Raw genomic sequence first — 26957 nt, 5'->3', positions numbered from 1 at the left:
GCATCGCGGGCATGACTCACATCAGCAGACGAGAGGCTTCGCGCTCCAGAAGCGGAATCAGCAGGTCCACCGCAACCGCCCGCTGCGGTGCGAGCGGACTGGGCAGGTCGAACGGTCGCAGCCGTCCTGCCCTGGCGACGGCGGACAGGGCGGCATCGATCTCTCCGGCCGCATCTTGCGACAAGGCGGCTGCAAGCAGCAGTGCCTCACGGCGCGGGCCGTCGGCCTGCGAGCCGGCGAGGGACCGAATCCGGTCGCTGAAGGCTGCACCGTGGGTGATGGCGGCCAGACCAGCGAGGGCGAACCGTACTGCCTCGTCAGCGCTTTCCCATTCCGCTAGGAGCGAGGGTGCTGCAGCCTCCACGGCGCGGCGAACCGCCGCCTCGTCGTGCGATTTCTCCGCCGTGAGGCCATGGGCGGCAAGTCGGTCTGCGTCGGCGGCGGCGAGACGCTCCGTGAGTGCTACGGCCCTGGACAGGCACGTGATCAGCACAGCCCGGTGCGCGGAGGACACATCCGCACGGAGCGCGACCGCTTCAAGGAGCGGGACGTGGAGAGCACTACCTGCGTCACACGCCCCGTCGGCCATCACGGCGAGGACCAAGTCGATGAGGACGTCGTGGTCGTCCTCGGGCACCGACGGCACGCTCAGCCAGTCATCCACGACGGCGCGACCAACCACGCCGTGCTTGTGCAGTTCGTGGGCGGCCCCACGCACCGCGTCCCCCAGAGGAGGCAGCGCCCGGCCCGTATCCTCGCGCTCCAGCGCGGTTTCTGGCTCGACGACCTCCTGCTCGGGCGGGAACTCAGCGACGATTCGGCACCGCAGCGCCCGTGCGGTGGACGCGTCCAGCTCGCGCACCAGGGCCGTCTGGTTCACCGAGACAGCTGCGGCGCCAGGAAACCTGGTCCCGTAGCCGACCCCATAGCCGCCGAATGCGCGGGCCGCGGTGTTGACTGCCACGCGCTCCCAGCCGAAGTGCCCGCCCGAAGCCAGGCCCTCGTCATCGACCAGGGAGACGACATGCCACCAGCCATCCACCCTCCGCCCCAGGTCCGTAGTGGGGTCCGGATACACCAACTGGGCTTCCTGGACCGCCACTTCCCGGTGGCCACGCCCGCTGAGTGCCACTGCCACGGCCCGCGCGGCACCCTCATCCGGCACCAGGACATCGAAACGGTCCACCCAGATACTCCCCTCCATCCCAGCAACGGACCCCCTGCCACCCGGCGGCCACCACCGGGACTGCAGGAGGCGAGCGTAGGACACAGCTCGGACAGCCGATCCCGGGAGGCGCCCCGCCGCGAGATCTCCCAGCCCTCCCCCAAGGAAGAGAACCCCGTCGATCGTCATTTCGGTCGGCGCATGCACGATCGAGTGGCGTGAGAGCAAAAATGAGGGGGTGTTCACGAGTAGGTCTGATCAGCTGCGTGCCCGGCTGTCGGAGATCAGTTCCCGGCGGTGAGGTGATCGTTTCCCGGATTGAGTCGGAGGACGGTCCCCCGAGGTGTCGTGGGTGGCCCCGAGTGATGTCGTGCTCGGCGTGGAGACTCGCGATCTCGCAGGCATCGACGTCCCGATCTCAGCCCAGAGACGAGGTCCGCTTGACGGCCTTCGATGCGAAAAGGTGCATGTCCGCTGGGGCGAAGGGGCCGTACTTGGTGACACTGAGGTACATGAGAAGCTTTCCGCGTCTGATGTAGAGGGTGTTCCAGTAGGTCTGATCGTGGTGCGATGTGAAGTAGTGCACCTCGTCCCCGAGGTCCCGGAACCCGGCCGGGTCCTGCTCCACTGGATCAGGGACCAGCCGATTGAGCTCGGCGACAAGATCCGGGAGCCGGGAGGTGGCGTCCTCAGCGCTGTCGTCGCGTTCCAGCTCCTCATCGATCATTTCCAGCCCGCCGTTCTGCCCTTTGAAGCCAGTGGCCTGGATCTTGGGATCGTCATCGCAGGGAGCTGGCGTCGAGGAGCTGCCGAAGCCCTGCGGAAGGTCCTGAACGGTAACGAGGGCATGGCAAAGTGCTTCCGCGGGGCTGGATTTGCCTCCTGCCACGGTCGGCGCCGAGGTCTTGTCGGAATCGCTGACGGAGTGAGTGCCGCCACCTACCGAGGAACAGCCCGATCCGAGAAGGATCACAGCTGCTGCCAGGGCTGCCGCCCTGAGCTTGCGCATGCGTCGGTCGTCCATGTGTCCCCCCCAAGGGCCAGCGGTGATTCGGTGGCGGATCCTAACAGTCCGGGACTCGCACCGCAGGGTAAGTCCGCCCACTAACGGCCATTAGGGGGCTGAGTTGTGAGTCGGAGTTGGACCGCTTGAGGCAGGTGCGGTCTGGGTTGTCGACAGTCCCCATCCGAGGCGGGAGGGCGGCCAGCGCCCGCAGTCCTCTTCTGTACTCCGACGACAGCGAATGGCGCGCCAGCAGCGATGATCTGACTGACAGTTGATCATTTTTGGCAATGCCGGGAAGGCCGCCTCGAACCCCTGGCAAGGGGCCCTACTCTGGGGCTTGGTTCTGGCGTCTGGATACCAGAAGCCCGACGGGGAACCGGCGAGGATCGGGGGCTGGCGATGGCGACGCTGTTCGAGCGGCTGGATGAGGAAGAGGCCGCTGTCCGCGGCGAGTTGGACGCGCTGCGGGTGAGGATGGCGGTTGCCGAGAGCGTCTGGCCCGGTTAACGATCACCCGGGAGACGGCGCGGGCTCTGCTGGCGGACGCGCCGGCGGAGGATCCGGCGCCGGCCGGGCAGCAGGACGAGGGGCAGCGGCCCGCCGTCACTCTTGTTCTTCCAGTCGCGTCGGCGGCTCCGCAGGCCCAGCTGCCGGTTCAGCCGGTTCAGGTGCCTCGGGCGGTGCGGACGGCCCCGGGCGGCATCGAGCTGGGCGAGGCGGTCGAGAAGATGCTGGTGCTGCTGGCGTCGGCCGGTCGTGAGATGAAGGTGCGGGACATCGCAGTGGCGATCGGCGAGAGCGTGTCGGACCGGAGGATCGAGACCACGCGTTCGCGGCTGAAGAGCCTGGCAAAACAGGGGAAGGTCCTCGAAGGTCACCCCGGATGGTTCCGCATCGCACCGGCAGTCGGTGCGGTCGCGGGCCCGGCCGGAGGGGCGGCTGCGATGAGGTGACCCACATTCGCCGACCGACAGGTCGGCGTCACAAGCGGGTGCCGTCGAGGGTTCAGCTCGACGGCACCCAGGTTGCGTGAGCGCCCTACAGGAGCGGCTTCCGCGTGTCCGGGGGTAGTTGAGGTCGTCTGCGCTCGGGGGCGGGAGCCGCGAATTCGCCATGCCCGGTCACGAACTGTCGCGCGGCCGGGCGGAATCAAGGCTCAATGCCCCTCATCTCGCTCAACAACAACGCCGTCCGGCCACAGCCCGGTGCGGGTGAAGGCTCCGAGGCGGGCGACCGTCGCGACGTCCGGCCAGGACCGGCCGGCCAGCAGGTCGGCGATCGCCTGCCGATTCACCCCCGACCCGGCAGCGGCCTGACGCAGACTCAGCTTCCGTTCGGCGAGGGAATCGGCAAGGCGGCGGGAGATCTCCCGCACGGCTTCTGCCCCGACATCCGCGCTGGCCAGGCGGGGCCAGGCTTCCGGATCGTCGGTCAGATCCCGCGGGGGGCGCACGCGGGCGCGTCCTCCGACCATGCTCGCACCATCCTGTCCGTTGAAGTGGATCAATCCCCTGACGGCTGCTTGACCAGCCGGTATTCGTGGAGCGTGGCCCTCGATCCAGACACCTCCGCGAAGATCGCCCGCTACCGGCCCCGCGAAGCGCCCGCGGCCTGGGACGAGGTCGCGCCGCTCGTGCGGTCGATCGTCGCCGCGACGGTCACGGCGGTGCCCTACGACGTCGAGCGGCTGCTGCATGCCACGGCCGGCCTGGCGTTGTGGGCGGAGGCGAGCGGGCTGCCGCGCGATCCGGACGCGTGGCTGCGGGGCGAGGTCATCGACGCTTTCGTGCTGTCCCGGGCGGGAGAGGTCGCGCCCACCGCGGTGCAGACCTACCGGACCTGGCTTCGGCGGGTGCGCGACGCGCTGGCCTGGTCGGACCGGGGCGAGCCGGTCCCGCCCCGGCTCCATGCGCCCGCCAACCCCCACGAGCCTTACGACAAGGCCGAGTTGGCGGGCCTGCGGCACTGGGCAAGCCATCTTCCGGGCCAGCAGCGGACGGATGCCCTGGCCCTGATGGCGCTCGGGGCCGGCTGCGGCCTGGCCCCGAAAGAGGTCGCCGCGACCACGGGCCGCGACCTGCGGCAACGGGCCCCGGGCCACCCCTTCGTCCACACCGGCGTCGACCGTCCGGTGGTCGCCCGCGCCGCGTGGGAGGACGTCCTGGCCGAGCTGGCGCTCCTGGCAGGAGGCGCCTACCTGTTCCGGCCCCGCCACACCACCCCCTACGCCAAGAACCTGATCGGCTCCTGGTCCCTGGTCCACCAGCCGCCCACCGGCCTTCCGACACTGTCGGCCGGGCGGCTGCGGGCGAGCTGGATCGTCGAGCTGATGACCGAGCGCATCGACCACGACCTGATCGCCAAAGCCGCCGGGCTCGCCTCGGCCGCGTCCCTAGCCCGCTACCAGCACTTCGTCCCGCCACTCGACGACAACACTGCGGCCCGGCTCCTGCGCGGCCACGCGGCATGACCCTCCCGCCCGCCTGGCGCGACCGCAAGAAGATCAAGCACTGCCGACCCAGACCCACCACAGACGCCCCGGCGGTGATCCCGGACTCCAAGGTCGGCCAGCTCAACCACCTGCTCCACCAATCCGGGGCACTGGAGCTCATCGACACCGAGCTGGAGGGCCGCCCCGGGACCGACGGGCCTGCCGGTGTCCACGGTGCTGGTCACGCTGCTGCTGTCCCTCCACTACCACTCGACCGCCTCCCTCGCCGACGCCTGCCGGATCCTCCTGGACCAACTCACGCCCACCGCCAGGGAATGGCTCGGCGTCCAGGCCACGGACCGGCGCGACGAACACGCCCGGATCGCGTTCACGCGGCGCGTCTACCGGTCCTTCGACCGCCTGACCACCGCACTCGACCCATCCCGGTGCGACCGCCGCCGACGCCTTCCGCCCGCCGAAGCCGCCGTCCACGCCGCCGCCTGGGAGGACGGCGACCCCGAGCACGCACGCCGCCGAGCCGTCCTGCAGGAGGTCAGCGACCGGCTCGTCCTGGTCACCGTCCGCCTCGCCCACCGGCGCGGCGCCTTCAAGGGCTAGCTCGGCAACATCGGCGTCGACACCACCTCCGTCCCCGCCTGGCACCACCCGCCCAGCGACCGCCGCGACCTCGCGTCCGTCGAGACCACCGCCGGCTGGCACTTCAGCGGCGGCAGCGACGAGGGCGTCTTCGGGCACAGCGCGACCCTGCTCGTCGCGGCCAGCCGCCGCCACCCCACCGGCCACCCCCGCCAAGGCCAGCGGGCCGCAAGGCATGCCCAGCTCGCACTCGGGCTGGCCCTGGACGCCCCGGGCCGCCGCATCGGCCCCAACGCCATCCAGGCACTCGACGCCCTCGCCCTGGTCGGCCTGCAGCTGCCCGTCGGGCTCCTGGCCGCCGACCGCGCCTACACCGACCAGAAGGCCGCCCACTTCGCACTGCCGGCCCGCCGACTCGGCTACCAACTCGTCCTCGACTACAAGCAGGACCAGCGTGGCATCCAGGGCAGCCACCACGGCGCCCTGCTCGTCGACGGCGCCCTCGCCTGCCCCGCCATGCCCCAGCCGCTCGCCACCGTGACCACCGGCCTGGACGACAGACACGTACGCGACCTCGACGACCAGCAGACCTCGCGCATCGCCGCCAGAGAACCCTACTTCCTCAAGCTCAAGCAGAGCCCCGACCCGCACGGCGCGATCCGCCTGCAATGCCCCGCAGCCGACCCGTCGCCATCGGTGAGCTGCCCGCGCTTCACACGGCTCCACAGCACCCCGGCCGCCTCCGGGCGAGCGGTGATCGACCTCACCAACGCGCGAGCGACCGCCGCCCACCCCTCGGCGAAGCCCGCCGTCCAGATCGGCCCCGCCGAACGTCTCCGGCCCCGCCCGCGAGCGAGCTGCCGAGGATCTGCCGCCAGCCGACCATCACCCTCCACCCCGGCGACCTCGGCAAACTCGACAAGTTCCGCCAGGATAGGCACTATCTCAGCCCCGCCTGGCACGACGCCTACCGGCCCGTCCGGGCCAACAACGAAGGCCTCAACGGCCGCGCCAAAGGCCACCGCATCGACATCTCCGAGCCGAAGAAGCGCCTCGCCCACGGCCGCACCGCCCAGACCATCCTCGTCGCCCTGATGATCTGCATGATCAACCTGCAGATCCTCGACGACTGGCACCGCACCACCGGCGAACAATCACCGGAGACCGACTACCTGGCCGAGGACGGCGAAGATCTCACCCCGGTTACCGACACACCGAACGGGCGACCCCCACCGAACAGCTGACGAACGGTCTGTCTGCCTCCCGAAGAGCCCGAATCCCCGCCGCCGTTGGCCGCCCTCCCCACGGCGGCACCCGCATGCCTGCTGCACCCCGGACCACCCCCGAACCGCCGCCGCAGACCGTCGGACACCGCGCCCATCGGCCCGCCGAGTTCGCACACCGCCTCGAACAGGCCCACAGAAAGCAGAAATCCCGCCCGGCCACATGGACCAGACGGGATCTCGTCAACCACTCCCGAGCTAACTCAAGAACAGTCGGTTGGTGGAGCTGAGGGGATTCGAACCCCTGACCCCCTCGATGCGAACGAGGTGCGCTACCGGACTGCGCCACAGCCCCAACAAGAAGAAACTCTATCACCCCTGGAGGGGTACTCATGACCATGGTCGCGGGGAGGCCGTGACTGGACGTTCGAAGCCCGGAAAACACGAACGCCCCGGCCACGGGTGGTGGCGGGGCGTCCGGGGGTGCGGGCTACTCGTTGGCGGCGCGGGGGCGGTACTCGGGGGCCGCCTGGTGGCCGGGCTCGCCGTACTGGTCGAACAGCGGAGTGGCGGGGCGGCCGGAGTCCCAGGTGTTCGGGGCGGCGAGGTCGAGGCCGCGGGTGACCCGGGGGGCCACGGGGGCGGTGACGTAGGTGGGCAGGGGGACGGGGACGGGCTCCCAGGAGTCGGGGCCGGCCGCGGCGCGGGCCCGGACGCCGTCCACCCACTCCTCGTGCTCGGTGGCGTCGGCGAGGGCGCTGGCCCGGGCCGCGGGTTCGGTCGGCACGTCGATGGCGTGCGGCGCGGTCGCGGTGTCCGCCGCCCGGGCCCGCTCGCGCTCCCGCAGCCGCTCGGCGGCCTGCGCGGCCCGGGCCCGGTCGAACTTGACCTCGTAGCGCTGCCGTTCGAGCCGCCGCAGGTGCCCGATGTAGAGGGTGAGCAGGATGCCCGGCACCGCGGGCACCCAGAGGAAGGCGACGCCGGTCACCGCGGCGAGGACCGCGCCGAGCGCGAAGGCGAGGAAGAGCAGGGTGACCATCCGCCGGCGCCGGGCCAGCAGTCGGGCCCGCCGCTCGGCGGAGCGCCGCTCGTCCTGCTCGCCGCGGGCCGCCTTCCCGGCCCGGCCCGGGGCCGGCTCGGCCGGCGCCCCGGAAGGGGCGGGCTCGGCGGTCGCGACCGGCTTCCCGGGCTCCGCCGGGGTCGCCTCGGCGCCGTCCCACCCGGAGGGCCGGGTGGGGACGTCCCCGGGGTCGGCAAGGGCCCCGTCCGGTCCCCCGGCGGGGTGCTGCTGGTCGGCGGTCTGTTCGCCGAGGGCTCGGGCCGCGCGCCGCTCCATGGCCGATCGCCCGGCCAGCAGGCGGATCGCGGTACTGAACCGCTCCGTCGGACGCGACTCGTTGAGCTCGTCCTGCCTGCGGAGCCACATCGGCACCAGATAGGCGGCCCAGGCCCCTACGATGACCGCGTAGATAAGGCCGCTGCTGCTCACGTTTCACACGGTACGGGCGCGGGGTAAGGCGCTGCAGCAATTTGGGACGGCGTGTCGTCCGATCAAGCTGATTCTCAGACTATTTTGCCGGTATTTGTGACGGCTCGCCCCGGCCCCGGCGGCCCGCCGATGCCATATCGATATCTATTTCGAACAAGTATTCAATTCTCCTGCGTCGGCCCGCTCCTGAGAGAGTGCCAGCGCCGCAGCAGCCCGTCGGCGGCCTCGTCGGCGGTGAGCGCGTAGACCAGGTGGTCGCGCCAGTCGCCGTCGATGTGCAGATAGCGGGGGCGCATTCCCTCGGCACGGAAGCCGAGTTTCTCCACCACCCGGCGGCTGGGCCGGTTCTCGGGGCGGATGCACACCTCGATGCGGTGCAGTCCCAGGTCACGGAAGCAGTGGTCGACGGCGAGCGCGACGGCGGTGGGTGTGATGCCGCGGCCGGCCACCGCCTCGTCCACCCAGTAGCCGACGTTGGCGGAGCACATCGAGCCCCAGGTGATCCCGCCGACGGTCAACTGGCCGACCAGGCGGCCCCGGTAGAGCACCACGAAGGGCAGCATCCGGCCGGCGGCGGCCTCCGCGCGCAGGTAGCGGACCATCTGCCGGAAGGTGGGCCGGGGCAGCGGGACGCGGCCGGGCGGGGCGGGCGGGACGGTGGCCTCCCAGCGGCGCAGCCACTCCCGGTTGCGCCGGCTGACCTCCTGCCACTCGGCCTGGTCGCGGCGGCGGATGGGCCGCAGCACGATGTCGCCCTCGGCCAGTTCGACCGGCCAGCCCGCGTTCAGAGCGCACCGCCCGGTCGCGGGTGGTCGCCGCCGGCCAGCTGGTCGACGGCGTGCGGCAGCAGCGGGGCGAGCACCGCGAGGCCGTCACGGACGCCGCCGGTGGAGCCGGGCAGGTTGACGATCAGGGTGCGTCCGGCGAGGCCGGCCAGACCGCGGGAGAGCGCCGAGGTGGGCACCTGCTCGCGGCCGTACGCGCGGATCGCCTCGGGGATGCCGGGGATCGGGCGGTCGATCACCCGGGCGGTCATCTCGGGCGTGAGGTCCTGCGGGGAGATGCCGGTGCCGCCGGTGGTGAGCACCACGTCGTACCCGGCGGCGACGGCCTCGCGCAGCACGGCCTCGACGGGGTCGCCGTCGGGGACGACGGTCGGGCCGTCGACCGCGAAGCCCATCCCGCGCAGTCCGGCGACCAGCAGCGGGCCGCCCTTGTCCTGGTACACGCCGGCCGCGGCCCGGTTGGAGACGGTGACGGCGAGCGCCTTCATCGGGCGTCCTCTCGTACCCAGTCGCCGCTCTTGCCGCCGCTCTTGCTGAGCACCCGGACGTCCTCGATGGCGGCGGCCTTGTCGACGGCCTTGACCATGTCGATGACGGTGAGCGCGGCGGTGGCGACGGCGGTGAGCGCCTCCATCTCGACGCCGGTGCGGTCGGCGGTGCGGACGGTGGCAGTGATCTCCACGGCGGTGTCGGTGACCGTCAGCTCGACGGTGGTGCCGGTGAGCGCGATCGGGTGGCAGAGCGGGATCAGGTCGGGCGTCCGCTTGGCGCCCATGATGCCGGCGATCCGGGCGACGGCGAGCGCGTCGCCCTTGGGGACGCCCTCGCCGCGCAGCAGCTCGACCACCCGGGGGGCGACCCGGACGCGGCCGGCCGCCACCGCGACCCGGGTGGTGGTGGCCTTCTCGGAGACGTCGACCATCCGGGCGGCGCCGGTGTGGTCGACGTGCGTGAGGCGGTCGCCGGGGGGTGTGTCGGTCACGAATGGGCTCCAGTAACACGGTGCGAATCTCGCGCTACCGTACCGCCCCGTCCGGGTCAGTCCGTGAGAAGGACCACATCGACGGGGCTGCCGGCCGGCAGTGCGGTGGTGTCCTCGGGCACCGTGATCAGACAGTCGGCCTGGGCCAGCGCCCCGACCAGGTGCGATCCTTCGCCACCGACCGGGCTGACGGTGCCGTCCGCCGGGCGGTACCGTCCGCGCAGGAACTGCCGCCGCCCGGCCGGGGAGCGCAGCGCTGCGGTGGTGGCGGCGCGCACCACGGGGCGGTGCACGTCGGGGGCGCCGAGCATGGTGCGGATGACGGGGCGGACGAACAACTCGAACGAGATGTACGCGCTCACCGGGTTGCCGGGCAGCGCGAGCAGCGGCACGCCCCGCTCGCCGCCGATCCGGCCGTAGCCCTGGGGCTTGCCGGGCTGCATCCGAAGGCGCCGGAAGTCCACGCCGGCGTAGTCGGCGAACACCTCCTTGACCACGTCGTACGCGCCGACCGAGACGCCGCCGCTGGTGACGATCAGGTCGGCCCGGCCGAGCTGGTCCTCCAGTACCGCGCGGAGAGTTGACGCCTCGTCGGGAACGCCGCCGACCCGGTAGGCGACGGCGCCGGCGGCGATCGCGGCGGCGGTCAGGGTGAAGGAGTTGGAGTCGTGGATCCGGCCGGGGCCGGCCTGCTCGCCGGGCTGGACGAGTTCGCTGCCGGTGGAGAGCACCACCACCCGCGGCCGGGGGCGGACCCGGACGGTGGCCCGGCCGATCGCGGCCAGCAGGCCGAGCTGGGTGGGGCCGAGCACGGTGCCGGCCTCCAGCACGGTGTCCCCGGCGGTGACGTCGCTGCCGCGGCGGCGGATGAACGCGCCCTCGGAGACCGGGCGCAGCACCCGCACCTCCGCGCCCTCGTCGCCGCCGCCCATCGCCTCGGCGGCCCGGCCGGTGCCAGTGCCGCCGTCGGTCCACTCGACCGGGGCGACGGCCTCGGCGCCGGGCGGGACGGGGGCGCCGGTCATGATCCGGGCGGCCTGGCCGGGGCCGACCTTGGGCAGGTCTCCGGCCCCGGCGGCGATGTCGCCGACCACGGCGAGCACCGACGGGTACTGCTCGGTGGCCCGTACGGTGTCGGCGGTGCGCAGCGCGTAGCCGTCCATCGAGCTGTTGTCGAAAGGCGGCAGGTCGGCGCCGGCCCGCACGTCCTCGGCGAGCCGGCAGCCCTGGGCGTCGAGCAGCTTCAGTTCGATGGGCGGCAGCGGGGTGGCCGCGAAGAGCACGTCGGCGAGGTGTTCGTCGACGCTCCACAGGCGCGGTGAGGCCGGGGAGCCGGCGCCCTCTCCGCAGGGGTCGTGCTTCCCGGTCATCGCCTCACACTCGCCTTCGTGGTGGGTCAGCCCTGCATCTCGGCGGCGACGAACTGCCGCAGCCAGGTCCGGAATTCGGGGCCGAGGTCGTCGCGCTCGGCGGCCAGCCGGACGATCGCGCGCAGGTAGTCGGCGCGGTCGCCGGTGTCGTAGCGGCGGCCCTTGAACAGCACGCCGTAGACCGGGCCGCCGGTGTTCTCGTCGCGGGTGGCGAGTTCGCGCAGCGCGTCGGTCAGCTGGATCTCGCCGCCGCGGCCGGGCGGGGTCTCGCGCAGCACGTCGAAGACGGCCGGGTCGAGCACGTAGCGGCCGATGACCGCGTAGTTGGACGGGGCGTCGGCGGTGTCGGGCTTCTCGACCAGGTCGGTCACCTGGAAGACGTCCTCGCCGAAGCCGTTGGGCTTGACGGCAGCGCAGCCGTACAGGTGGATCTGCGCGGGGTCGACCTCCATCAGCGCGACCACGGAGCCGCCGAGTTCCTGCTGCACCTCGATCATGCGGGCCAGCAGCGGGTCCCGGGGGTCGATCAGGTCGTCACCGAGCAGGACGGCGAACGGCTGGCCGGCGACGTGCTGTTCGGCGACCGAGACGGCGTGGCCGAGGCCCTTCGGGTCGCCCTGGCGGACGTAGTGCATGTTGGCCAGTTGCACGGACTCCTGGACGCGGCGCAGCCGGTCGTGGTCGCCCTTGCGGGTGAGCAGCTCCTCCAGCTCGTAGGCACGGTCGAAGTGGTCTTCCAGAGCACGCTTGTTGCGACCGGTGACCATCAGTATGTCGGACAGTCCGGCCGAGGCGGCCTCCTCCACGACGTACTGGATGGCCGGCTTGTCGACGACCGGGAGCATCTCCTTCGGCGTGGCCTTGGTGGCGGGGAGGAACCTGGTGCCGAGGCCGGCAGCGGGGACGACTGCCTTGGTGACCGGCGTGCGGGCGTGCTTGTTCGTCATGCGTCGACCTTACTAAGGCAGGAATTCCGGCCTGCTGAGAGGCAGGCGAATCGTTTGTCAGGGCCGGTCACCGGTCGTATGGGGGCCGACGGTGGTCGCGTGCGGGGTGAGGGAGTCCCCGCCGGGGCCGGGAGACACCTTACCGGGCACCGGTGAAACGTCCGGACCGCTCGACGCGGACGGGCCGGACGGAGCGGGCCGCCAGCAGTCGCCGCCGGCCGCCCTGGCCTCGGCGAGCGCACGGTCGGCGGCCCGCAGCAGGACGGCGGCGTGCGCGCCGTCCCGGGGCAGTACGGCCAGACCGATCGCGGCGGTCAGTCCGCTGCGGGCCTCCGGATCGGCCGGCTCGCCGGGGTGGCGGTCCGTCAGGCGGTGTCGGCGCACCGACCAGCAGAGCCGCTCGGCGACCTGGGCGGCGCCCTCCGGGGCGGTGTCGGGCAGTAGCACCAGGAACTCCTCGCCGCCGTATCGGCCCAGCGTGTCGCAGCTGCGGATCTCCACGGCCAGCCGCTGGGCGAGGTCCCGCAGCATGCCGTTGGCGCGTGAGCGGCCGTGCTCGGCGACCAGCGCGTCGAAGCCGACGAGCTCCACCATCAGCACCGACAGCGGACGCGGATCGACGGCGGTGGCCTCGGCCCGGCGGGCCCGTTCGATCTCCTGGTCCAGGGTGAGCTGGAGGTGCCGGTAGTTCCACACCCCGGTCAGCGGGTCGCAGGACGCGGTGCGGCGCAGCTCGTCCCGTTCCGCGGTCAGTTCCGCGATCTTCGCCTGAAGTTCCGCCTCCCGGCCGCCGTGTGCCGCCCCGGCCCCGCGGCGGCGCAGCGCGGCGGCGCCGGCGGCGACCGGGGCGGCCGCGCCGAGCACGGCCAGGGCCTGGAGCAGGAGCGGGGTGGACATGCGGCAGCCTCGACGTGTCAGGCTCGTGTCACTGCGAATGACAGAGCTGAAGGGATACGGATGGTGTCTGCGGATCAGTTGTCCAACGACAAGGCGGCGCTCAGGTCACGGTTGCTCGCCGAACGGCGGGCCCTCACCGCGGAGCAGCGGGCCGCGGCCGCCGAGAGCCTGGCGGCGCACGCGACGGAGCTGGTACCGCCGGGCGGCACCGTCGCCGCGTACGTCTCGGTGGGCGCCGAACCAGGCACCCGCCCGCTGCTCGCCGCCCTGGCCGCCGCCGGGGCACGGGTGCTGCTGCCGGTCCTGATGCCGGACAACGACCTCGACTGGGCCCCGTACGAGAGCGAGGCCCGGCTCGCACCCGCCACCCGCGGCCTGCTCGAACCACTCGCCGCCCGCCTCGGCCCCGACGCCGTCCGCGAAGCCGACGTCGTCCTGCTCCCCGGCCTGGCCGTCGACACCCACGGCATCCGCCTCGGCCGCGGCGGCGGCTCCTACGACCGCGTCCTGGCCCGCCTCGCCCGCACCGGCGCCCACCCCCTCCTGGCCACCCTCCTCTACCCCCACGAACTCCTCCCCGCCCTCCCCGCCGAACCCCATGACCACCCCGTCCACGCCGTGGTCACCCCGACCGGCGTGACCCGCTTCGCGGACTGAGGAGCAGAGAAAGGAGAGCCGGGTACGCACGGCCTGGTCCCGGCGGCTCCGGTGCGTGTACGGTCCGGCGCCAGGCGGCCCGCCAGGTGCGCCACACCCGACACGGCCACCGCCCGCCCCGGAGCAGGCCGCCGGGCCGGGGCTGATCACCGCCCACTCGGCACCGACCAAGGGCGGCCCCCGCAGGCGGGAATCGTGGCGCCCGCCTGGTTTCCGGCGGGGCCCACGGAAACCCCCGGAGGCATCACGCGTCGAAGTCCGCCCGGGGCGCGGCAGGACCGGCCCGCCGCCGCCCCGGGGCCGACACTGCCCTGGCCACGGGCAGCCGCCACTCCCCCACAGGAAGGGGAGCCGAACCAGGGCCGATCGCCATTCACAAGGCACCGGCCGAGGACGGGCTCCCGCCCGCGAAGCCCGGGCCGGCACCCCCGCAGGCGGGAGAGTCGCCGCCCGCAAGGCCCGCCTGTTCTCCGGCGGCCCCCACGGAAACCGCCGGACGCGGCACCCGTGGGAGTCCGCCCGGGGCGCGGCAGGACCAGCCCGCCGCAGGCGTGCCGACACAGCCCTGCCCACGGACGGCCGCCCACAGACAGGGGGCTGGACCAGCACTGATCGCCGTTCATTAGGCGCGGGCCGAGGACGAAGCCCGGGTCGGCACTCCCGCAGGCGGGAGAGTCGCCGCCCGCAAGGCCCGCCTGTTCTCCGGCGGCCCCCACGGAAACCGCCGGAGGCAGCACGCGTGGGAGTCCGGCCGGGTCGTTGGCATGACCGGCCCGCCGCAGGCGTGGCGCTTGGCGGGGCCCCGGGCCGACACCGCCCTGCCCACGGGCAGCCGCCCCACGAACAGGGAAGCCGGACCAACACTGATCGCCGCTCACGAAGCGCCGGCCGAGGCCCCCCGCAGGCGGGAGTCGCCGCCCGCAAGGCCCGGCTGTTCTCCGGCGGGGCCCACGGAAACCGCCGGAGGCGGCGCGCGTCGGAGTCCGCCCGGGGCGCGGCAGGACTGGCCGCCGCGGGCGGGGAACCCCGGCCGACGCGGGGCCGCCCGCGAGGCACTCACTGGAGCTCCCCTCCCCGACGGACCTCCGGAAGACGCCGGAGGCAGGCTCCGTCGGACGTCCGGCCCGCCGCAGGCGGAATGTGCCGGAGGCGGACCCCCCTTGGCGTGGGGGGTCCGCCTCGATGGGGGCAGGGGGCTGTCAGCCGGCGGTGAGGGTGAGGGTGTTCTTGCCGGATTTGGTGACGGCGTCCTTGGTGTAGGACCAGGGAAGGAGTTCGCCCTTGGACCAGAGCGCGGTCTGGTCGTTGTAGTTGGGGTGGAAGGCGTGGCCGGAGGCGCCGCCGACGTTGATCCAGCGGGAGGCGTCGAAGTCGCTGAGGTCGACGACCATGCGCATCGAGGGGATCCAGGTGACGTCGTAGCCGGCGGCGGAGTTCCAGCCGGTGGCGTCGACCGCGGCGCTGCCGCCGGACATCTTGTAGGGGCCCCGGTTGAGCATCTTGTGGACGGCGGTGGAGGCGATCGAGGAGTCGTCCGTGCCGAGCGTGGGCTCCTGCAGGGTCAGCTGGTGGAGTCGGCCCCAGCTCCAGGTGGAGATGTCCTTGCCGAGCCGCGAGGTGAGGTCCTGGCGGGCGTCCTTGAGGGCCTCGGCGAGCAGGTTGTCCAGGCCGTGCTGCTGCTGGTGGTTGGAGTCGATGTAGTCCCACCAGGGCGACTTGGGGTTGGCGAGCTGCTGGCGGACGACCTCCATCCAGCGGTCGCCGCCGTCGGGCTGGGCCAGCGAGGGCTTGCGGGTGCCGCACTCGGTGACGGCCTGTGCGGCGCCGCCGAGCGCGTCGTCGGGGAGCGTGTTGTCACGCTTCTGGCGGACCAGCAGGCAGTCGCCCTCGACGCGCAGGTCGGCCGGGAACTTCTGGCCGAAGGAGAGCGTGAGCATGGCCCGCCAGACGCCGTTGTAGTACGCGGCGGCGGCGGAGTCGGCGTCCTGGTGGAAGTTCCAGTCCTTCAGCAGGTCCTGGGCCTCGCGCACGTACGGGTCGTTGATCTTGACCTTGAGCAGCAGCGGGACGAGTTCCTTGGCGAGCACGGCGGTGTTGTCCATCTGCATGGACTGCATGTCGTTGAGGGAGATCTTGCCGCCGTTCTTCAGCTTGGCCTGGATCTGGTCGTTGATCTCCTTGGCGCGGGTGCCGTACTCCCAGTCCTTGGTGAGCAGCGGCTTGTAGGTGTCGTCCACGACGGCCTGGTTGGCCGTCACGATGTAGCCCTCGGGCGGGTTGTACGCGTAGGGCAGCGACTTGAACGGCAGGTAGTTCGCGTTCCAGGCGTAGGTGGAGTCCCAGCCCGGGGCGGGGTAGCGGCCGTCGCCCTTGCCGCGGACGGGGATCAGGCCGGGGGCCTGGTAGCCGATGTTGCCCTTGGTGTCGGCGTAGATGAGGTTCTGCGCGGGGACGGCGAAGTCCTGCGCGGCGGCGCGGAAGGTGGTGAAGTCGGCGGCCTTGTCGAGCTTGAAGACGGCGTCCATGGTCTTGCCGGGGACGAGCGCGGTCCAGCGCAGCGCGACGCCGTAGCCGGCCGCCCGGTCGGGGGCGGCGTTGCCGGCGGGGGCGGCGGTGCCGACCTTCTGCTCCTCGGAGGACTGGTCGGAGATCATCGGCATGCCGTCCTGCGTGGTGCGGACGGTGATGGTGCGGTCCGCGCCGCCGGCGACCTTGATGGTCTCCTTGCGGACGGTGAACTTCACCTCCTTGCCGTCGAGCAGGTAGGTGTCGGGGCCGGTGACCTTCTCCAGGTACAGGTCGGTGACGTCGGCGCCGAGGTTGGTGAAGCCCCAGGCGATGTCCTTGTTGTGGCCGATGACGACACCGGGCATGCCCGCGAAGGTGTAGCCGGCCGTGTCGTAGGTGCAGGCGGCGGAGGCGCTGCGGCAGTGCAGGCCCATCTGGTACCAGATCGACGGCATGCCGGGGCCGAGGTGCGGGTCGTTGGCCAGCATCGGCTTGCCGGTGGTGGTGTTGGCGCCGGAGACGACCCAGGAGTTGGAGCCGATGCCCTGCCCGTTGGGGCCGAGCAGCTGCGGCATCTCGCCCATCTTGCCGGACAGGTCGCCGAGCAGCTGCTGGGTGGCGGCCCGGGCCTGAGCGGTGTTCACGGGGGCGGCACTGCCGGGCTGGGCGGGCAGGGTGGTGCCCTCGCCGGGGGCGTAGGTGCCGTCCGCGCCGACCTTGCCGGTCTTCACGATGGTGCCGTTGCGGTCGTACGGGTAGTCCGGGTAGAGCTGGGCGATCTGCTCGGTGGTGAAGTTCTGCGTCAGCAGCGAGCGGTCGATCTCCTCCTGCATGTTGCCGGACAGGCTCCAGGCCATCGCCTTCAGCCAGGCCACCGAGTCGACCGGGTCCCACTTCTCGGGCGTGTAGCCGGAGTTGACGGCGCCGAGCAGCGCGTACTCGACCGAGGCGCCGGCCCCGCCGGGGTGCTCGGCGAGCCAGGCGTTGACGCCCTCGGTGTAGGCCGTCAGGTTGCGCTTGGTCTCCTCGGAGAGCGTGGTGTCCCACTCCTTCTGGGCCACCTGACGCCAGCCCATGGTGCGCAGGAAGCTGTCCTTCTCCACCGTGCCGGAGCCGAACATCTCGGAGAGCCGGCCGGCGGTGACGTGCCGTCGGACGTCCATCTCCCAGAACCGGTCCTGCGCCTGGACGTAGCCCTGGGCGCGGAACAGGTCGGCGTCGGTGTCGGCGTACAGCTGCGGGATGCCCTTGTCGTCGCGCACCACGTCCACCGGGGCGGACATGCCGGGTACCGCGACGGTGCCGCTGACCTGCGGGAACGAGGAGCGGACGGTGTCCACTGCCCACCAGCCGCCGCCGGCCAGACCCGCCACCAGCAGCACGGCCAGCAGGATCACGATCAGACGTGCGCGCCGGAACTTCTTCGAGCGGGGCATCCGAGTCCTTGTATGAGGGAGCGTGCGGCCGTGACAGGTCACCACATTAGGGCGAGGGCACCGGCAGCCGTGCACGGGGGACACCGGCAGGGCTGCGACGGCGTGGTTCGGACCCTACCGGGCCGGGCGGAAAGCAGGGAGTAGCGTAAAGATCAAGTAAAATGTTAGACTGAGTAACGATCCGTCAGCCGCCCTTCCTGCCCCGAGGTGCCCCTGCGTGACCGTTGACCACCTGAACGAGCTGCTTCTCGAGTCCGCCGTCATCCTGCTCGTCGCCGTCGGCGCCGTCAGGCTCTCCACCCGGACGGGACTGCCGTCACTGCTGCTGTACCTCGGCATCGGCGTCGCCCTGGGTCAGAACGGCATCGGCATAAGCTTCAACAACGCCGAACTCACCCAGGTCCTGGGCTACGCGGCCCTGGTGGTCATCCTCGCCGAGGGCGGACTCAAAACCAGCTGGAAGGCGATCAAACCGGTCGTACCCGCCGCCGCTGTGCTCGCCACCGTGGGCGTCGCCGTCTCGGTGTTCGTCACCGCCGCCGGCGCACACTGGCTGGTCGGCCTGGAGTGGCGCACCGCGCTGCTGCTCGGCGCGATCGTCTCCTCCACCGACGCCGCCGCCGTCTTCTCGGTGCTGCGGACCGTCCCGCTGCCCAAGCGGCTCACCGGCCTGCTGGAGGCCGAGTCCGGCTTCAACGACGCGCCCGTGGTGATCCTGGTGGTCGCCTTCGCCACCACCGGCGAACTCGCCCCCTGGTACGAGCTGGTCGGCACCATCGCGCTGGAACTGGTGATCGGCGCGGCCGTCGGCCTCGCGGTCGGCAAGCTCGGCGCGTACGCGATGCGCCGGATCGCGCTGCCCTCCTCCGGCCTGTACCCGATCGCGGTGCTCGGGCTGATCGTGTTCGCCTACGCGGGCGGCGCACTGCTGCACGCCTCCGGCTTCCTGGCCGCGTACCTCGCCTCGGTGATCCTCGGGAACTCCAAGCTGCCGCACGGCCCCGCGGTGCGCGGCTTCGCCGACGGGCTCGCCTGGATCGGCCAGATCGGCATGTTCGTGCTGCTCGGCCTGCTGGTCACCCCCGCGACCATGGGCTCGGCGATCATTCCGGGCCTGGTGGCCGGCGCCGTGCTGGTGTTCATCGCCCGGCCGCTGTCGGTGCTGGTCAGCATGACGCCGTTCCGGATCCCCTGGCAGGAGCAGGCCCTGCTCTCCTGGGCCGGACTGCGCGGCGCCGTGCCCATCGTGCTCGCCACCATCCCGCTGGTGTCCGGCGTGTCCGACGCCGAGCAGCTGTTCAACGTGGTGTTCATCCTGGTCGTGGTCTTCACCCTGCTCCAGGGCCCGACGCTGCCGGTGGTCGCCCGCTGGCTGAAGATCGGCGAGGGCGACATCGGCCAGGACCTGGACATCGAGTCCGCCCCGCTGGAGAAGCTGCACGGCCACCTGCTGTCCGTGCCGCTGGCCCCCGGCTCCCTGATGTCCGGCGTCGAGGTCTCCGAGCTGCGCCTGCCCAAGGGCGCCGCCGTCACCCTGGTGGTCCGCGAGGGCTCCAGCTTCGTGCCCGACCGGATGACGGTGCTGCGCGAGGGCGACGAACTGCTGGTGGTCACCACCGACGAGGTCTCGGAGGCCGCCGAACGCCGACTGCGCGCCGTCGACCAGGGCGGAAAGCTGGCCGGCTGGCTGCACAATGCGGAAGCTTCACCTTCCGTTCCCAGAAGGAAAGCGGGCTGAACCGCTAAGCTGAAGGCTGAAACCCCGATTCCCCCGCATCTGCCTGATGCAGAGTCGGCGCGACCGCTCGGCGGCCGGGCCCCGAGGCGCACCGCCCGGGCCCGGTAACAACCCCGGTCGACGCGCGAGAGGACGACTCTCGGCGCCGGTCCGGTCCCTCCGTATGTGCCCGGCCCCGCGCTACCAGGCAGCAGAGAGGACGACCGTGGCGGCCCGCCGACCGGTCGACGACACCACCCCCAACGGCTACGGGGCCCTGCTGCGCACCCCCCGTGCCTGGACCTTCCTGCTCCCCGCCCTGGTCGCCCGACTGCCGTACGCCATGCTCGGCCTCGGCATCGTGCTGCTGGTGCGCGACACCACCGGCTCCTACGGCCTGGCCGGCGCGGTCGCCGCGACCGCCGCCGTCTCGCAGGCCCTGATCGGCCCGCAGACCGGCCGGCTCGCCGACCGGCACGGCCAGGCCGCCGTGCTGGTCCCCGCCGTCCTGGTGCACGCCGCCGCGGTGGGCGCGCTGATCGCGCTCGCCCACAGCGGCGCCCCCGACTGGACGCTGTTCCTCGCCGCCGCCCCGGCCGGTGCCTCCGTGCCGCAGGTCGGCGCCATGGTCCGGGCCCGCTGGGTGAACCGGCTGAACCAGCAGCCCGCGCTGCTGAACACCGCCTTCGCCTTCGAGTCCGTCACCGACGAGTTCACCTTCGTGGTCGGCCCGGTGCTGGCCACCGGCGTCGCCACCGCGGTCAACCCGTCCGCCGGGCTGATCGCCGAGGCCGCCCTCACCGTGCTCGGCGGCCTGGCCTTCGCCGCCCGCCGCGGCACCGCCCCCACCCCCAGCGGCCCCACCGCCCCCGGCCTGCGCCGCGCCTCCGCGCTGGCCTCCCCCGGTGTGCGCCTGCTGGCCGGCGGGTTCCTCGGCCTCGGCACCGTCTTCGGCGCGCTCCAGGTCTCCATCACCGCCTTCGCCGAGGACGCCGGCACCCCCGGCCTCAGCGGCCCCGTCTACGGCCTGTTCGCGGCCGGCTCGATGATCGCCGGCGTGCTCTACGGCGTGATCCCCTGGCGCAGCTCGGCCCGGCAACGGATGCTCGCCTGCTATGCGCTGCTGGTGCTCGGCTGCTCCACCCTCTGGGCGATGCCGAACCTGCTCTCGCTGGCCATCGCCGGCCTGTTCTGCGGCCTGGCCATCGCCCCCAGCCTGATCACCGGCTACACCCTGGTGGAGACCCTGGTCGCGGACGGCGCCAAGACCGAGGCATTCACCTGGCTCACCGGCGCCATCGGCCTCGGCCTGGCGATCGGCTCCACCGCCGCCGGGCAGCTGATCGACCACTCCGGGCCCTCGCTGGGCTTCACCGTCGCGCTGATCGGCTCCGGCCTCGGCCTGGTGGCGCTCGTCACGATGCGCGGCCTGCTGCTCGCCCCGGCCCCCCGCAGCCGTACGGTGGTCCACGGCGCCGCCGTCCGCCAGGAGCCGGCCGGAGCGGGCCACCACGGCTGAGCCGCTGGACTCCACCAGCGGAATGCCGCATCATGGACCGTTGTTAGCACTCGTAGCGTGAGAGTGCCAGGGGGAGTGCAGGAGGAAGCGGAAAGTGCCCACGTACCAGTACCAGTGCACCGAGTGCGGCAACGGCCTCGAGGCGGTGCAGAAGTTCAGCGACGACGCGCTGACCACGTGCCCCGACTGCCAGGGGAAGCTCCGTAAGGTCTTCTCGGCCGTGGGCGTGGTCTTCAAGGGCTCCGGCTTCTACCGCACCGACAGCCGCTCCAGCTCCAGCAGCTCGCTGAGCTCCTCGTCGGCCTCGTCCTCGGCGGGCTCCTCGACCTCTTCGTCCACCGCGTCGTCGTCGACCAGCACCAGCTCCGCCCCGGCCGCGAGCTGATCATCTGACGCAGCGCAGCAGGCCCCGCCCGGTTCGACCGGGCGGGGCCTGTTTGGCGTGTCCGGGCGGTTACGCGGGTTCCTCCGGGCGGTGGGGCGCGGTGGTCACGGGGTGTGCTCCGAACGGCACAGTGGTTCAGCCCTGCGGGTGATGGCGGTTATCCACAGGGCGGGGTTTTCCACAGGGTGGGGAAATCGGCGGGCGGGGGCGGAAGGGCGGGCGCAGGATGGCTGCCGCGGCCCCGGCCGGGGCCGTCGTTCCTGAGGAAGGGCCTGCCGCCATGACCGCTTTCGTGCTTCCCCCGATGCCCGCCGCGCCGGTGCCGCCGCGCCGCGAAGTGCCCGACTTTCCGCCGATCCGGGGCACCGAGCGGGGTCGCCACCGCTTGCGGCAGGTCGTGCGCCGGCGTCCCGGCCTGCTCGCGGTGATCTGTCTGGCGCTGGCCGCCGCATTCACCTCGGGGCCGCTGCGGCCCGCCCCGCCGCCCGGGCAGGGGGCCACCGGATGCCCCCGGGCGTCAACCGAAGGGGTGTGGATTCACCCGTGACCTTTGCGTACTGCCGCCGTTCGACGCGGCATGAAAGGCTTCAAGGAATTCCTGCTCCGCGGCAACGTCGTGGACCTGGCCGTCGCCGTCGTCATCGGTGCGGCCATCACCAACGTCGTCAACACGTTCGTCAAGGGCGTCATCAACCCGCTGATCGGACTGATCGGCACCAAGGACCTGAACAGCTACGCGTCCTGTCTCCGGGGGCCGTGCTCGATGGACGCGAACGGCAACGTGACCTCCGGCATCTTCATCCTCTGGGGCTCGGTGATCAGTGCCGTGATCAGCTTCATCATCATCGCCGCCGTCGTGTACTTCCTGATCATCCTGCCGATGAACCACTTCCTGGAGAAGCGCAGGACGCCGGAGGAGGAGGCGCTGGAGGCCGAGGTGAAGGAGGTCCAGCTGCTCACCGAGATCCGCGACGCGCTGGTCAGCCGCTGAGGGCTGCGCCGCTACTTCTCGCCGTGGTGCGGGGGCCGCTGGTCGAGGTACCAGTCCAGCCCACGGCCGCCCGACGAGTCGCCCCAGCCGCGGTCGGTGTCGTCGCTGGTCTGCTGCTCGAACGGGTCCTTGAAGACCAGTCGCGGCGCGGGCCTGTTCTTGTCCTGCTCAGTCTTGTCCTGCTCGGTCATCCGTCCACTGTAGAACCGCCGGGCGCCCCCGCGGGGGCGCCCGGCGGCCGGGGCTCGGACTCAGGCGGCTTCGAAGCCCGCGTGGTCGGCGATCTTCTTCAGTTCGGCCAGCGCGTGCTTCTCGATCTGCCGGATCCGCTCGCGCGTCAGGCCGTGCTGCTTGCCGACCTCGGTCAGCGTCCGCTCACGGCCGTCCTCCATGCCGTAGCGGCTGCGGATGATGGAGGCGGTGCGGTCGTCGAGGCGGCCGATCAGGTCGTCCAGCTCCTCGCGGCGGAGCATCACCAGCACGGCGTCCTCCGGGGAGACGGCTCCGGTGTCCTCCACCAGGTCTCCGAACTGGGTCTCGCCCTCGTCGTCGACCGCCATGTTCAGGCTGACCGGGTCACGGGCCCAGTCCAGTACGTCCTTGATCCGCTGCTCGGTGGTGTCCAGCTCGGCGGCGATCTCGGCGGGCTCGGCCTCGCGGCCCAGCTCCTTGGACTTCTCGCGCTGCACCCGGCGGATCCGGCCGAGCTCCTCGACCAGGTGGACGGGAAGCCGGATGGTGCGGGACTGGTCGGCGATCGAGCGGGTGATCGCCTGGCGGATCCACCATGTCGCGTAGGTGGAGAACTTGAAGCCCTTGGAGTAGTCGAACTTCTCCACCGCGCGGACCAGGCCGGCGTTGCCCTCCTGGATCAGGTCGAGCAGGGGGAGGCCGCTGCGCGGGTAGCGGCGGGCGACGGCGACCACCAGGCGCAGGTTGGAGCGGATGAAGACGTCCTTGGCGCGCTCGGCGTCGTCGGCTATCGCGCGGAGCTCCTCCGTGCTGGCGCCGTCGAGCTGCTCCTCCTCGTCCAGCAGGTGCTGGGCGAAGACCCCGGCCTCGATGCGCAGGGACAGCTCGACCTCCTCGGCGGCGTCGAGCAGGGGCGTCCTGGCGATTTCGTCGAGGTACATACCGACCAGGTCGCGGTCGGCTTCCAGGTTGGTCGGGCGGGCGGTGCGAGTCCGATCGGCCCTGTCGCGTACGACGGCACGGGTGGCCATGCTTGCTCCCTCACTGACGATGCCGGGGGCGCTCCGTTCCGCCGCCTGGCACAACCGTGTGGGCCAGTTCCAGGCTCACACGTAACGATCCAACGCACAGAAATCGGACAACATTCCCAAGTGGCTCAGCTTTTCGTGAGCCATGCAGTATCCTGCCGATTTTCATGCGACCGATACACGCAGCGTGACGCGGTTTGCACACCCCGCGTCCACTCGCCACCACCGAACCGGCGCGGGGCCTTCGCGACACATCCGCACAACCGATGCCGAATCGCTATCGCGGGACCGCCGGTTCGCCTCCCGCCGCTGGGAAGGTGACTGTCATGCACCAGTCCACCGATGGCTCCCCGGCGGCCGACCGACCCCCGGCCGGACGCCGCCGCTCACCGGTTCAACGCCGGACACTGCTCCGTTGTGCCTGGATCGGGCTGACGGGTCTGCTGCTCTTCACGGTGCTGCTGGTCCTGGTGAAAGCCGGCTGGTCGCCACTGGACCGGCTGGACCGCGGCTGGGTGGCGGCGCTGCACCGGTACGCGCTGCGGCACCCGGTGTGGACGGCGGCCATGCAGACGCTGGCCGACATCGGCGCCCCGTGGACGATGCGCGCCCTGCTCGGCGCGGCCGCGCTGTGGCTGTGGTGCGTGCGCGCCCGGGTGCTGGCCGGCTGGGTGCTCGCGGTGGGCCTGCTGGGCTGGACGGTCAGCGGGGCGGGCCGGGCGCTGATCGGCCGGGCCCGGCCGCACTTCGCCGACCCGGTCGCGGTGGGCTCCGGCGCGGGCTTCCCCTCCGGGCACGCGATCGCCTCGGCGGTGGCCTGCGGGGCGCTACTGGTCCTGCTGTGGCCGCGCGCGGACCGCGCGGTGCGGGCGGTAGCGGGCGCCGGCGCCGCGTTCACCGTGCTGGGCGTCGGCTGGACCAGGCTCGCACTGGGCGTGCACTACCCCAGTGACGTGCTGGCCGGCTGGGCGGCGGCGGCCACGGTGCTGGCCGGGGTGACGCTGGCGGTGGAACTCTGGCTGCCGGGCCGGCTCGGCCGGGACGTCCGCCGACTGCGCTGGCGGCTGCGGCCCCGGGTGCAGCGGGTGCTGGCCCCGCCGCTGCCGGTCGAGGCGGACGGCGACCCGGGCCACTCCTGACGGTCCGTGAGCAACGTCACACTCCGCATCCGGGCCCTCCGGGGGAGGGAACGGGCGTGGGCGGCATTCCGCATGTTTCCGGGCGGAAACGGCGCCCGACGGCCGACCGGCCACAAGCTCCGGACGCGCACCGCGACGGGCTCGGCAGGCCCCCGGGCGGCACCCGACTCCCCATCGGGTGCCGAGTTACGGCAGACTTCTGCGGCTGGGTGCACCCTGCAACCGGCAGTCGGCGGACGGACCAGACCGTTCTCCCGCACTTCTCCTGAATTTTTCCCACGCAACGCCGGACGGGCACCGATCGACGGGGGGTCCGATGACCATGCACACCGCTGACGGCCCGACCGACCCGTACGACCCGTACGCCCAGCAGCGCGGCCCGTATCCGCAGCACGGCGGCCCGTACCCCCCGCAGGGTGGCCAGCACCCCCCGCAGGGTGGCCAGCACCCCCAACAGAACGGCCAGTACCCGCCGCAGGGTGGCCAGTACCCCCCGCAGGGCGGCCCGTACGTTCCGCAGGGTGGCCCGTACGTTCCGCAGGACCCGCCGACCGTGCAGCTCGGCCGGATCCCCGAGCAGTTCGACCAGTACGGCCAGGCCGGTTACCCGCCGCCCCCGCCGCAGGCCCCGACGCCGGTGGCGGTGCCGGTGCCGGCGCCGCGGGCGAGCGAGGAGCAGGACCCGAAGTCCGAGGCCGAGAAGCCCGCCGCGTCCACCGGCCGCAACGGCCTGATCATGGCGCTCGGCTCGCTGGCGTCCCGGGCGCTGGGCTTCGTGCGCAGCGCGGTGATCGTGGCGGCGCTGACCACCGGCCCGGCCGGTGAGGCGTTCAACGTGGCGAACTCGCTGCCGAACATCGTCTACATGATGCTGATCGGCGGTGTGCTGGCCTCGGTGTTCGTGCCGGAGCTTGTGCACGCGATGCAGACCCACAAGGACGGCGGCCAGGCCTACACCGACCGGCTGCTGACCCTGTGCGGGACGATCCTGGTGGTGCTGACGCTGGGTGCCTGGCTGTTCGCCCCGCAGATCGTCGATCTCTACTCCGATTTCGACGGGGTACAACGCGAGCTGGCGATCACCTTCGCCCGCTACTGCCTGCCGCAGATCTTCTTCTACGGCGTGTTCACCCTGCTCGGGCAGGTGCTGAACGCCCGTGACCGGTTCGGCGCCATGATGTGGACCCCGGTGCTGAACAACGTGGTGGCGATCGGTGTGTTCGGCGGCTACCTCGCGATGGGGCACCACGCGTACGCGGCCGAGGACGTGAGCAGCAGTGACGCGTTGCTGCTGGGTGTCGGCTCGACGCTGGGCATCGTGGTGCAGGCCGCCGCGCTGCTGCCCTCGCTGCGCTCGGCCGGTTTCACTTTCCGGCCGCGTTTCGACTGGCGAGGCGCGGGCCTCACCCGGCCGCTGCGCGCGGCGGGCTGGGCGCTGGCCCTGGTGGCGGCCACCCAGCTGTCCTTCGCGGTGATCACCAGCTTGAGCACCGGTGCGGGCAAGGCGGCGCACGACGCGGGCATCCTGGGCGGCCGTGGCTTCTCCGCCTACAACAACGCCTACGCGCTGTTCGTGGTCCCGCAGGGCGTGATCACGGTGTCGCTGGTGACGGCGCTGCTGCCGAGCATGTCGCGGTCCGCGACCGCGGGCGACTACCGGAAGATCGGCGAGGACCTGTCGGCGGTGCTGCGCTCCTCGGCGGCGATGGTGGTGACCGCTGCCGTGCTGTTCTTCGCGCTGGGCTCCCAGATCGCAATGGCCGCGTACGGCTACGGCTCCGGGAAGACCGTGCACGACGACGCCATGGTGGTGGGCCAGCTGCTGATGGCCTTCGCGATCGGCCTGCCCGCGTTCTGCGCCCAGTACGGCCTGGCCCGCGGCTTCTACGCGATGGGCGACGCCCGGACGCCGTTCTGGCTGACCCTGGCGTCCACCGGCACGAATGCCGCGCTGTGCTGGGTGGCGTACGAGACGCTGCCGCTCCAGAACAAGGTGATCGGCATGGCGGTGGCGCACACGGCGGCCGCGATCCTGTCGGTCGCCGTGACCGGCATCGCGCTGGGCCGCCGGCTGGCGAAGGGCGCTCCCCCGGCTGCCGCGCCCGCCCCTGCGAACGCGGAGCCGGACTCGACGATGGTGCTGCGCACCGACGCCTTCGCGCCGGGTGCGAACGCCACCGTGGACCTGGGTGTGCGGCGCGGGCGGCGCGGCAGTGGGCTGGAGGGCTTCCGGCTGGTGACCCTGCACCTGGGCCTGATCGTGGCGTGCCTGCCGGGCGCGTTCGCCGCGCACTGGCTGGCGGGGCAGTTCGGCGAGAGCCTGTTCGGCAGCCTGGTGGGGCTGGCGGCGGGCTCGCTGGCGGTGCTGCTGTCGCTGTTCGTGCTGGCCCGTCCGCTGGGCGTGGGGGCGTCGGTGGCGCCGTTCGCCCGCAAGCTGCGGATCCCGTACCCGACGCCGGCACCGGCCGGCGGGGGCAAGCACCGGCGATAGGC

General features: G+C 72.2%; 25 protein-coding genes and 1 tRNA gene. 12 read left to right on the top strand and 14 right to left on the bottom strand.

All coding sequences use genetic code 11. The features are described from left to right. Nucleotides 1-16: 16 nt before the first annotated feature. Both ACFV18_RS05685 and ACFV18_RS05680 read right to left on the bottom strand, forming a co-directional pair. Nucleotides 17-1186, bottom strand: a complete 1170-nt coding sequence (locus ACFV18_RS05685; RefSeq protein ID WP_380479624.1) for a hypothetical protein — start codon at nucleotides 1184-1186, stop codon at nucleotides 17-19. A gap of 397 nt (nucleotides 1187-1583) precedes the next feature. Continuing rightward, the gene (locus ACFV18_RS05680) at nucleotides 1584-2174 is read right to left on the bottom strand and encodes a hypothetical protein (RefSeq protein ID WP_380479623.1); all 591 of its coding nucleotides are present in this window, start codon (nucleotides 2172-2174) and stop codon (nucleotides 1584-1586) included. A 677-nt stretch (nucleotides 2175-2851) separates the two neighbouring features. Here ACFV18_RS05680 and ACFV18_RS05675 point away from each other — a divergent pair. Next, a complete protein-coding gene (locus tag ACFV18_RS05675) occupies nucleotides 2852-3124 on the top strand; it encodes a hypothetical protein (RefSeq protein WP_380479621.1) in 273 nt (90 codons plus the stop codon). Nucleotides 3125-3327: 203 nt separating this feature from the next. On the opposite strand, the gene ACFV18_RS05670 is transcribed toward ACFV18_RS05675, so the two are convergent. Continuing rightward, nucleotides 3328-3678, bottom strand: a complete 351-nt coding sequence (locus ACFV18_RS05670; RefSeq protein ID WP_380479619.1) for a helix-turn-helix domain-containing protein — start codon at nucleotides 3676-3678, stop codon at nucleotides 3328-3330. A 39-nt stretch (nucleotides 3679-3717) separates the two neighbouring features. Here ACFV18_RS05670 and ACFV18_RS05665 point away from each other — a divergent pair, with 39 nt between their 5' ends. From ACFV18_RS05665 to ACFV18_RS05655, 3 genes are all read left to right on the top strand, one after another. Beyond that, a complete protein-coding gene (locus ACFV18_RS05665; protein ID WP_380479617.1) occupies nucleotides 3718-4641 on the top strand; it encodes a hypothetical protein in 924 nt (307 codons plus the stop codon). A gap of 186 nt (nucleotides 4642-4827) precedes the next feature. Then, complete coding sequence (locus ACFV18_RS05660) at nucleotides 4828-5220, top strand: hypothetical protein (protein ID WP_380479615.1); 393 nt, start codon at nucleotides 4828-4830, stop codon at nucleotides 5218-5220. 647 nt (nucleotides 5221-5867) lie between these two features. Then, nucleotides 5868-6443: a hypothetical protein gene (locus ACFV18_RS05655; RefSeq protein WP_380479613.1), complete on the top strand. Its 576-nt coding sequence runs from the start codon at nucleotides 5868-5870 to the stop codon at nucleotides 6441-6443. 257 nt (nucleotides 6444-6700) lie between these two features. Here ACFV18_RS05655 and ACFV18_RS05650 read toward each other — a convergent pair. From ACFV18_RS05650 to ACFV18_RS05615, 8 genes are all read right to left on the bottom strand, one after another. After that, nucleotides 6701-6777: transfer RNA gene (locus tag ACFV18_RS05650), tRNA-Ala, on the bottom strand. 135 nt (nucleotides 6778-6912) lie between these two features. Beyond that, on the bottom strand, nucleotides 6913-7911 hold the full coding sequence (gene glpR, locus ACFV18_RS05645) for a gephyrin-like molybdotransferase receptor GlpR (protein ID WP_380479611.1): 999 nt from the start codon (nucleotides 7909-7911) through the stop codon (nucleotides 6913-6915). A gap of 161 nt (nucleotides 7912-8072) precedes the next feature. Next, a complete protein-coding gene (locus ACFV18_RS05640; protein ID WP_380479874.1) occupies nucleotides 8073-8699 on the bottom strand; it encodes a GNAT family N-acetyltransferase in 627 nt (208 codons plus the stop codon). Further along, nucleotides 8696-9184, bottom strand: coding sequence for a molybdenum cofactor biosynthesis protein B (locus tag ACFV18_RS05635; RefSeq protein WP_380479609.1), 489 nt, complete (start codon nucleotides 9182-9184; stop codon nucleotides 8696-8698). Before ACFV18_RS05635 ends, ACFV18_RS05640 begins: the two co-directional genes overlap by 4 nt. Next, nucleotides 9181-9618: a cyclic pyranopterin monophosphate synthase MoaC gene (gene moaC / locus ACFV18_RS05630; protein WP_380479872.1), complete on the bottom strand. Its 438-nt coding sequence runs from the start codon at nucleotides 9616-9618 to the stop codon at nucleotides 9181-9183. Before moaC ends, ACFV18_RS05635 begins: the two co-directional genes overlap by 4 nt. A gap of 116 nt (nucleotides 9619-9734) precedes the next feature. Next, nucleotides 9735-11048 (bottom strand): gephyrin-like molybdotransferase Glp, encoded by a 1314-nt coding sequence (gene glp, locus ACFV18_RS05625; RefSeq protein WP_380479607.1) that lies wholly within the window; start codon nucleotides 11046-11048, stop codon nucleotides 9735-9737. A 26-nt stretch (nucleotides 11049-11074) separates the two neighbouring features. Then, nucleotides 11075-11995 carry a UTP--glucose-1-phosphate uridylyltransferase GalU gene (gene galU / locus ACFV18_RS05620; RefSeq protein ID WP_380479606.1) on the bottom strand — a complete coding sequence of 307 codons (921 nt, stop codon included), beginning with the start codon at nucleotides 11993-11995 and terminating at the stop codon, nucleotides 11075-11077. Nucleotides 11996-12052: 57 nt separating this feature from the next. Then, a complete protein-coding gene (locus ACFV18_RS05615) occupies nucleotides 12053-12892 on the bottom strand; it encodes a GGDEF domain-containing protein (RefSeq protein ID WP_380479604.1) in 840 nt (279 codons plus the stop codon). A gap of 60 nt (nucleotides 12893-12952) precedes the next feature. Between ACFV18_RS05615 and ACFV18_RS05610 the strand changes: the two genes are divergently transcribed. After that, a complete protein-coding gene (locus tag ACFV18_RS05610; protein ID WP_380479602.1) occupies nucleotides 12953-13549 on the top strand; it encodes a 5-formyltetrahydrofolate cyclo-ligase in 597 nt (198 codons plus the stop codon). A gap of 1199 nt (nucleotides 13550-14748) precedes the next feature. Here ACFV18_RS05610 and ACFV18_RS05605 read toward each other — a convergent pair. Then, nucleotides 14749-17493, bottom strand: coding sequence for a penicillin acylase family protein (locus ACFV18_RS05605; RefSeq protein WP_380479601.1), 2745 nt, complete (start codon nucleotides 17491-17493; stop codon nucleotides 14749-14751). A gap of 217 nt (nucleotides 17494-17710) precedes the next feature. Here ACFV18_RS05605 and ACFV18_RS05600 point away from each other — a divergent pair, with 217 nt between their 5' ends. The 5 genes from ACFV18_RS05600 (at nucleotide 17711) to mscL (ending at nucleotide 22105) form a co-directional block, all read left to right on the top strand. Then, nucleotides 17711-19231 carry a potassium/proton antiporter gene (locus ACFV18_RS05600; protein WP_380479599.1) on the top strand — a complete coding sequence of 507 codons (1521 nt, stop codon included), beginning with the start codon at nucleotides 17711-17713 and terminating at the stop codon, nucleotides 19229-19231. A gap of 205 nt (nucleotides 19232-19436) precedes the next feature. Further along, nucleotides 19437-20729 (top strand): MFS transporter, encoded by a 1293-nt coding sequence (locus tag ACFV18_RS05595; protein ID WP_380479597.1) that lies wholly within the window; start codon nucleotides 19437-19439, stop codon nucleotides 20727-20729. A gap of 94 nt (nucleotides 20730-20823) precedes the next feature. Continuing rightward, nucleotides 20824-21114 (top strand): FmdB family zinc ribbon protein, encoded by a 291-nt coding sequence (locus ACFV18_RS05590; RefSeq protein WP_380479595.1) that lies wholly within the window; start codon nucleotides 20824-20826, stop codon nucleotides 21112-21114. Between the two features lie 280 nt (nucleotides 21115-21394). Continuing rightward, complete coding sequence (locus ACFV18_RS05585; protein ID WP_380479593.1) at nucleotides 21395-21661, top strand: hypothetical protein; 267 nt, start codon at nucleotides 21395-21397, stop codon at nucleotides 21659-21661. Between the two features lie 30 nt (nucleotides 21662-21691). After that, complete coding sequence (gene mscL, locus ACFV18_RS05580) at nucleotides 21692-22105, top strand: large conductance mechanosensitive channel protein MscL (RefSeq protein WP_380479591.1); 414 nt, start codon at nucleotides 21692-21694, stop codon at nucleotides 22103-22105. A gap of 11 nt (nucleotides 22106-22116) precedes the next feature. On the opposite strand, the gene ACFV18_RS05575 is transcribed toward mscL, so the two are convergent. Together ACFV18_RS05575 and ACFV18_RS05570 are read right to left on the bottom strand one after the other, a co-directional pair. Then, nucleotides 22117-22296: a hypothetical protein gene (locus ACFV18_RS05575; protein ID WP_380479589.1), complete on the bottom strand. Its 180-nt coding sequence runs from the start codon at nucleotides 22294-22296 to the stop codon at nucleotides 22117-22119. Nucleotides 22297-22356: 60 nt separating this feature from the next. Then, entirely contained in the window at nucleotides 22357-23328 is a 972-nt protein-coding gene (locus tag ACFV18_RS05570) for a sigma-70 family RNA polymerase sigma factor (RefSeq protein ID WP_380479588.1), read from the bottom strand. A 323-nt stretch (nucleotides 23329-23651) separates the two neighbouring features. Between ACFV18_RS05570 and ACFV18_RS05565 the strand changes: the two genes are divergently transcribed. Both ACFV18_RS05565 and murJ read left to right on the top strand, forming a co-directional pair. Continuing rightward, nucleotides 23652-24464, top strand: a complete 813-nt coding sequence (locus ACFV18_RS05565; protein ID WP_380479586.1) for a phosphatase PAP2 family protein — start codon at nucleotides 23652-23654, stop codon at nucleotides 24462-24464. Nucleotides 24465-24780: 316 nt separating this feature from the next. Next, nucleotides 24781-26955 (top strand): murein biosynthesis integral membrane protein MurJ, encoded by a 2175-nt coding sequence (gene murJ, locus ACFV18_RS05560; protein WP_380479584.1) that lies wholly within the window; start codon nucleotides 24781-24783, stop codon nucleotides 26953-26955. Nucleotides 26956-26957 lie beyond the last annotated feature (2 nt).

Source organism: Kitasatospora sp. NPDC059673 (assembly GCF_042734215.1).
GTDB lineage: Bacteria > Actinomycetota > Actinomycetes > Streptomycetales > Streptomycetaceae > Kitasatospora.
Note: the sequence above shows the minus strand (reverse complement) of the source record. Positions and strands in the feature narration are given on the sequence as shown.

Coding starts and splice junctions, on each gene's coding strand:
- ACFV18_RS05680 (WP_380479623.1), bottom strand. CDS start 2,174: ATGCGCAAGCTCAGGGCGGCAGCCCTGGCAGCAGCTGTGATCCTTCTC.
- ACFV18_RS05655 (WP_380479613.1), top strand. CDS start 5,868: ATGCCCCGCAGCCGACCCGTCGCCATCGGTGAGCTGCCCGCGCTTCAC.
- ACFV18_RS05635 (WP_380479609.1), bottom strand. CDS start 9,184: ATGAAGGCGCTCGCCGTCACCGTCTCCAACCGGGCCGCGGCCGGCGTG.
- moaC (WP_380479872.1), bottom strand. CDS start 9,618: ATGGTCGACGTCTCCGAGAAGGCCACCACCACCCGGGTCGCGGTGGCG.
- glp (WP_380479607.1), bottom strand. CDS start 11,048: ATGACCGGGAAGCACGACCCCTGCGGAGAGGGCGCCGGCTCCCCGGCC.
- galU (WP_380479606.1), bottom strand. CDS start 11,995: ATGACGAACAAGCACGCCCGCACGCCGGTCACCAAGGCAGTCGTCCCC.
- ACFV18_RS05615 (WP_380479604.1), bottom strand. CDS start 12,892: ATGTCCACCCCGCTCCTGCTCCAGGCCCTGGCCGTGCTCGGCGCGGCC.
- ACFV18_RS05610 (WP_380479602.1), top strand. CDS start 12,953: ATGGTGTCTGCGGATCAGTTGTCCAACGACAAGGCGGCGCTCAGGTCA.
- ACFV18_RS05605 (WP_380479601.1), bottom strand. CDS start 17,493: ATGCCCCGCTCGAAGAAGTTCCGGCGCGCACGTCTGATCGTGATCCTG.
- ACFV18_RS05585 (WP_380479593.1), top strand. CDS start 21,395: ATGACCGCTTTCGTGCTTCCCCCGATGCCCGCCGCGCCGGTGCCGCCG.
- mscL (WP_380479591.1), top strand. CDS start 21,692: ATGAAAGGCTTCAAGGAATTCCTGCTCCGCGGCAACGTCGTGGACCTG.
- ACFV18_RS05575 (WP_380479589.1), bottom strand. CDS start 22,296: ATGACCGAGCAGGACAAGACTGAGCAGGACAAGAACAGGCCCGCGCCG.
- ACFV18_RS05570 (WP_380479588.1), bottom strand. CDS start 23,328: ATGGCCACCCGTGCCGTCGTACGCGACAGGGCCGATCGGACTCGCACC.
- ACFV18_RS05565 (WP_380479586.1), top strand. CDS start 23,652: ATGCACCAGTCCACCGATGGCTCCCCGGCGGCCGACCGACCCCCGGCC.
- murJ (WP_380479584.1), top strand. CDS start 24,781: ATGACCATGCACACCGCTGACGGCCCGACCGACCCGTACGACCCGTAC.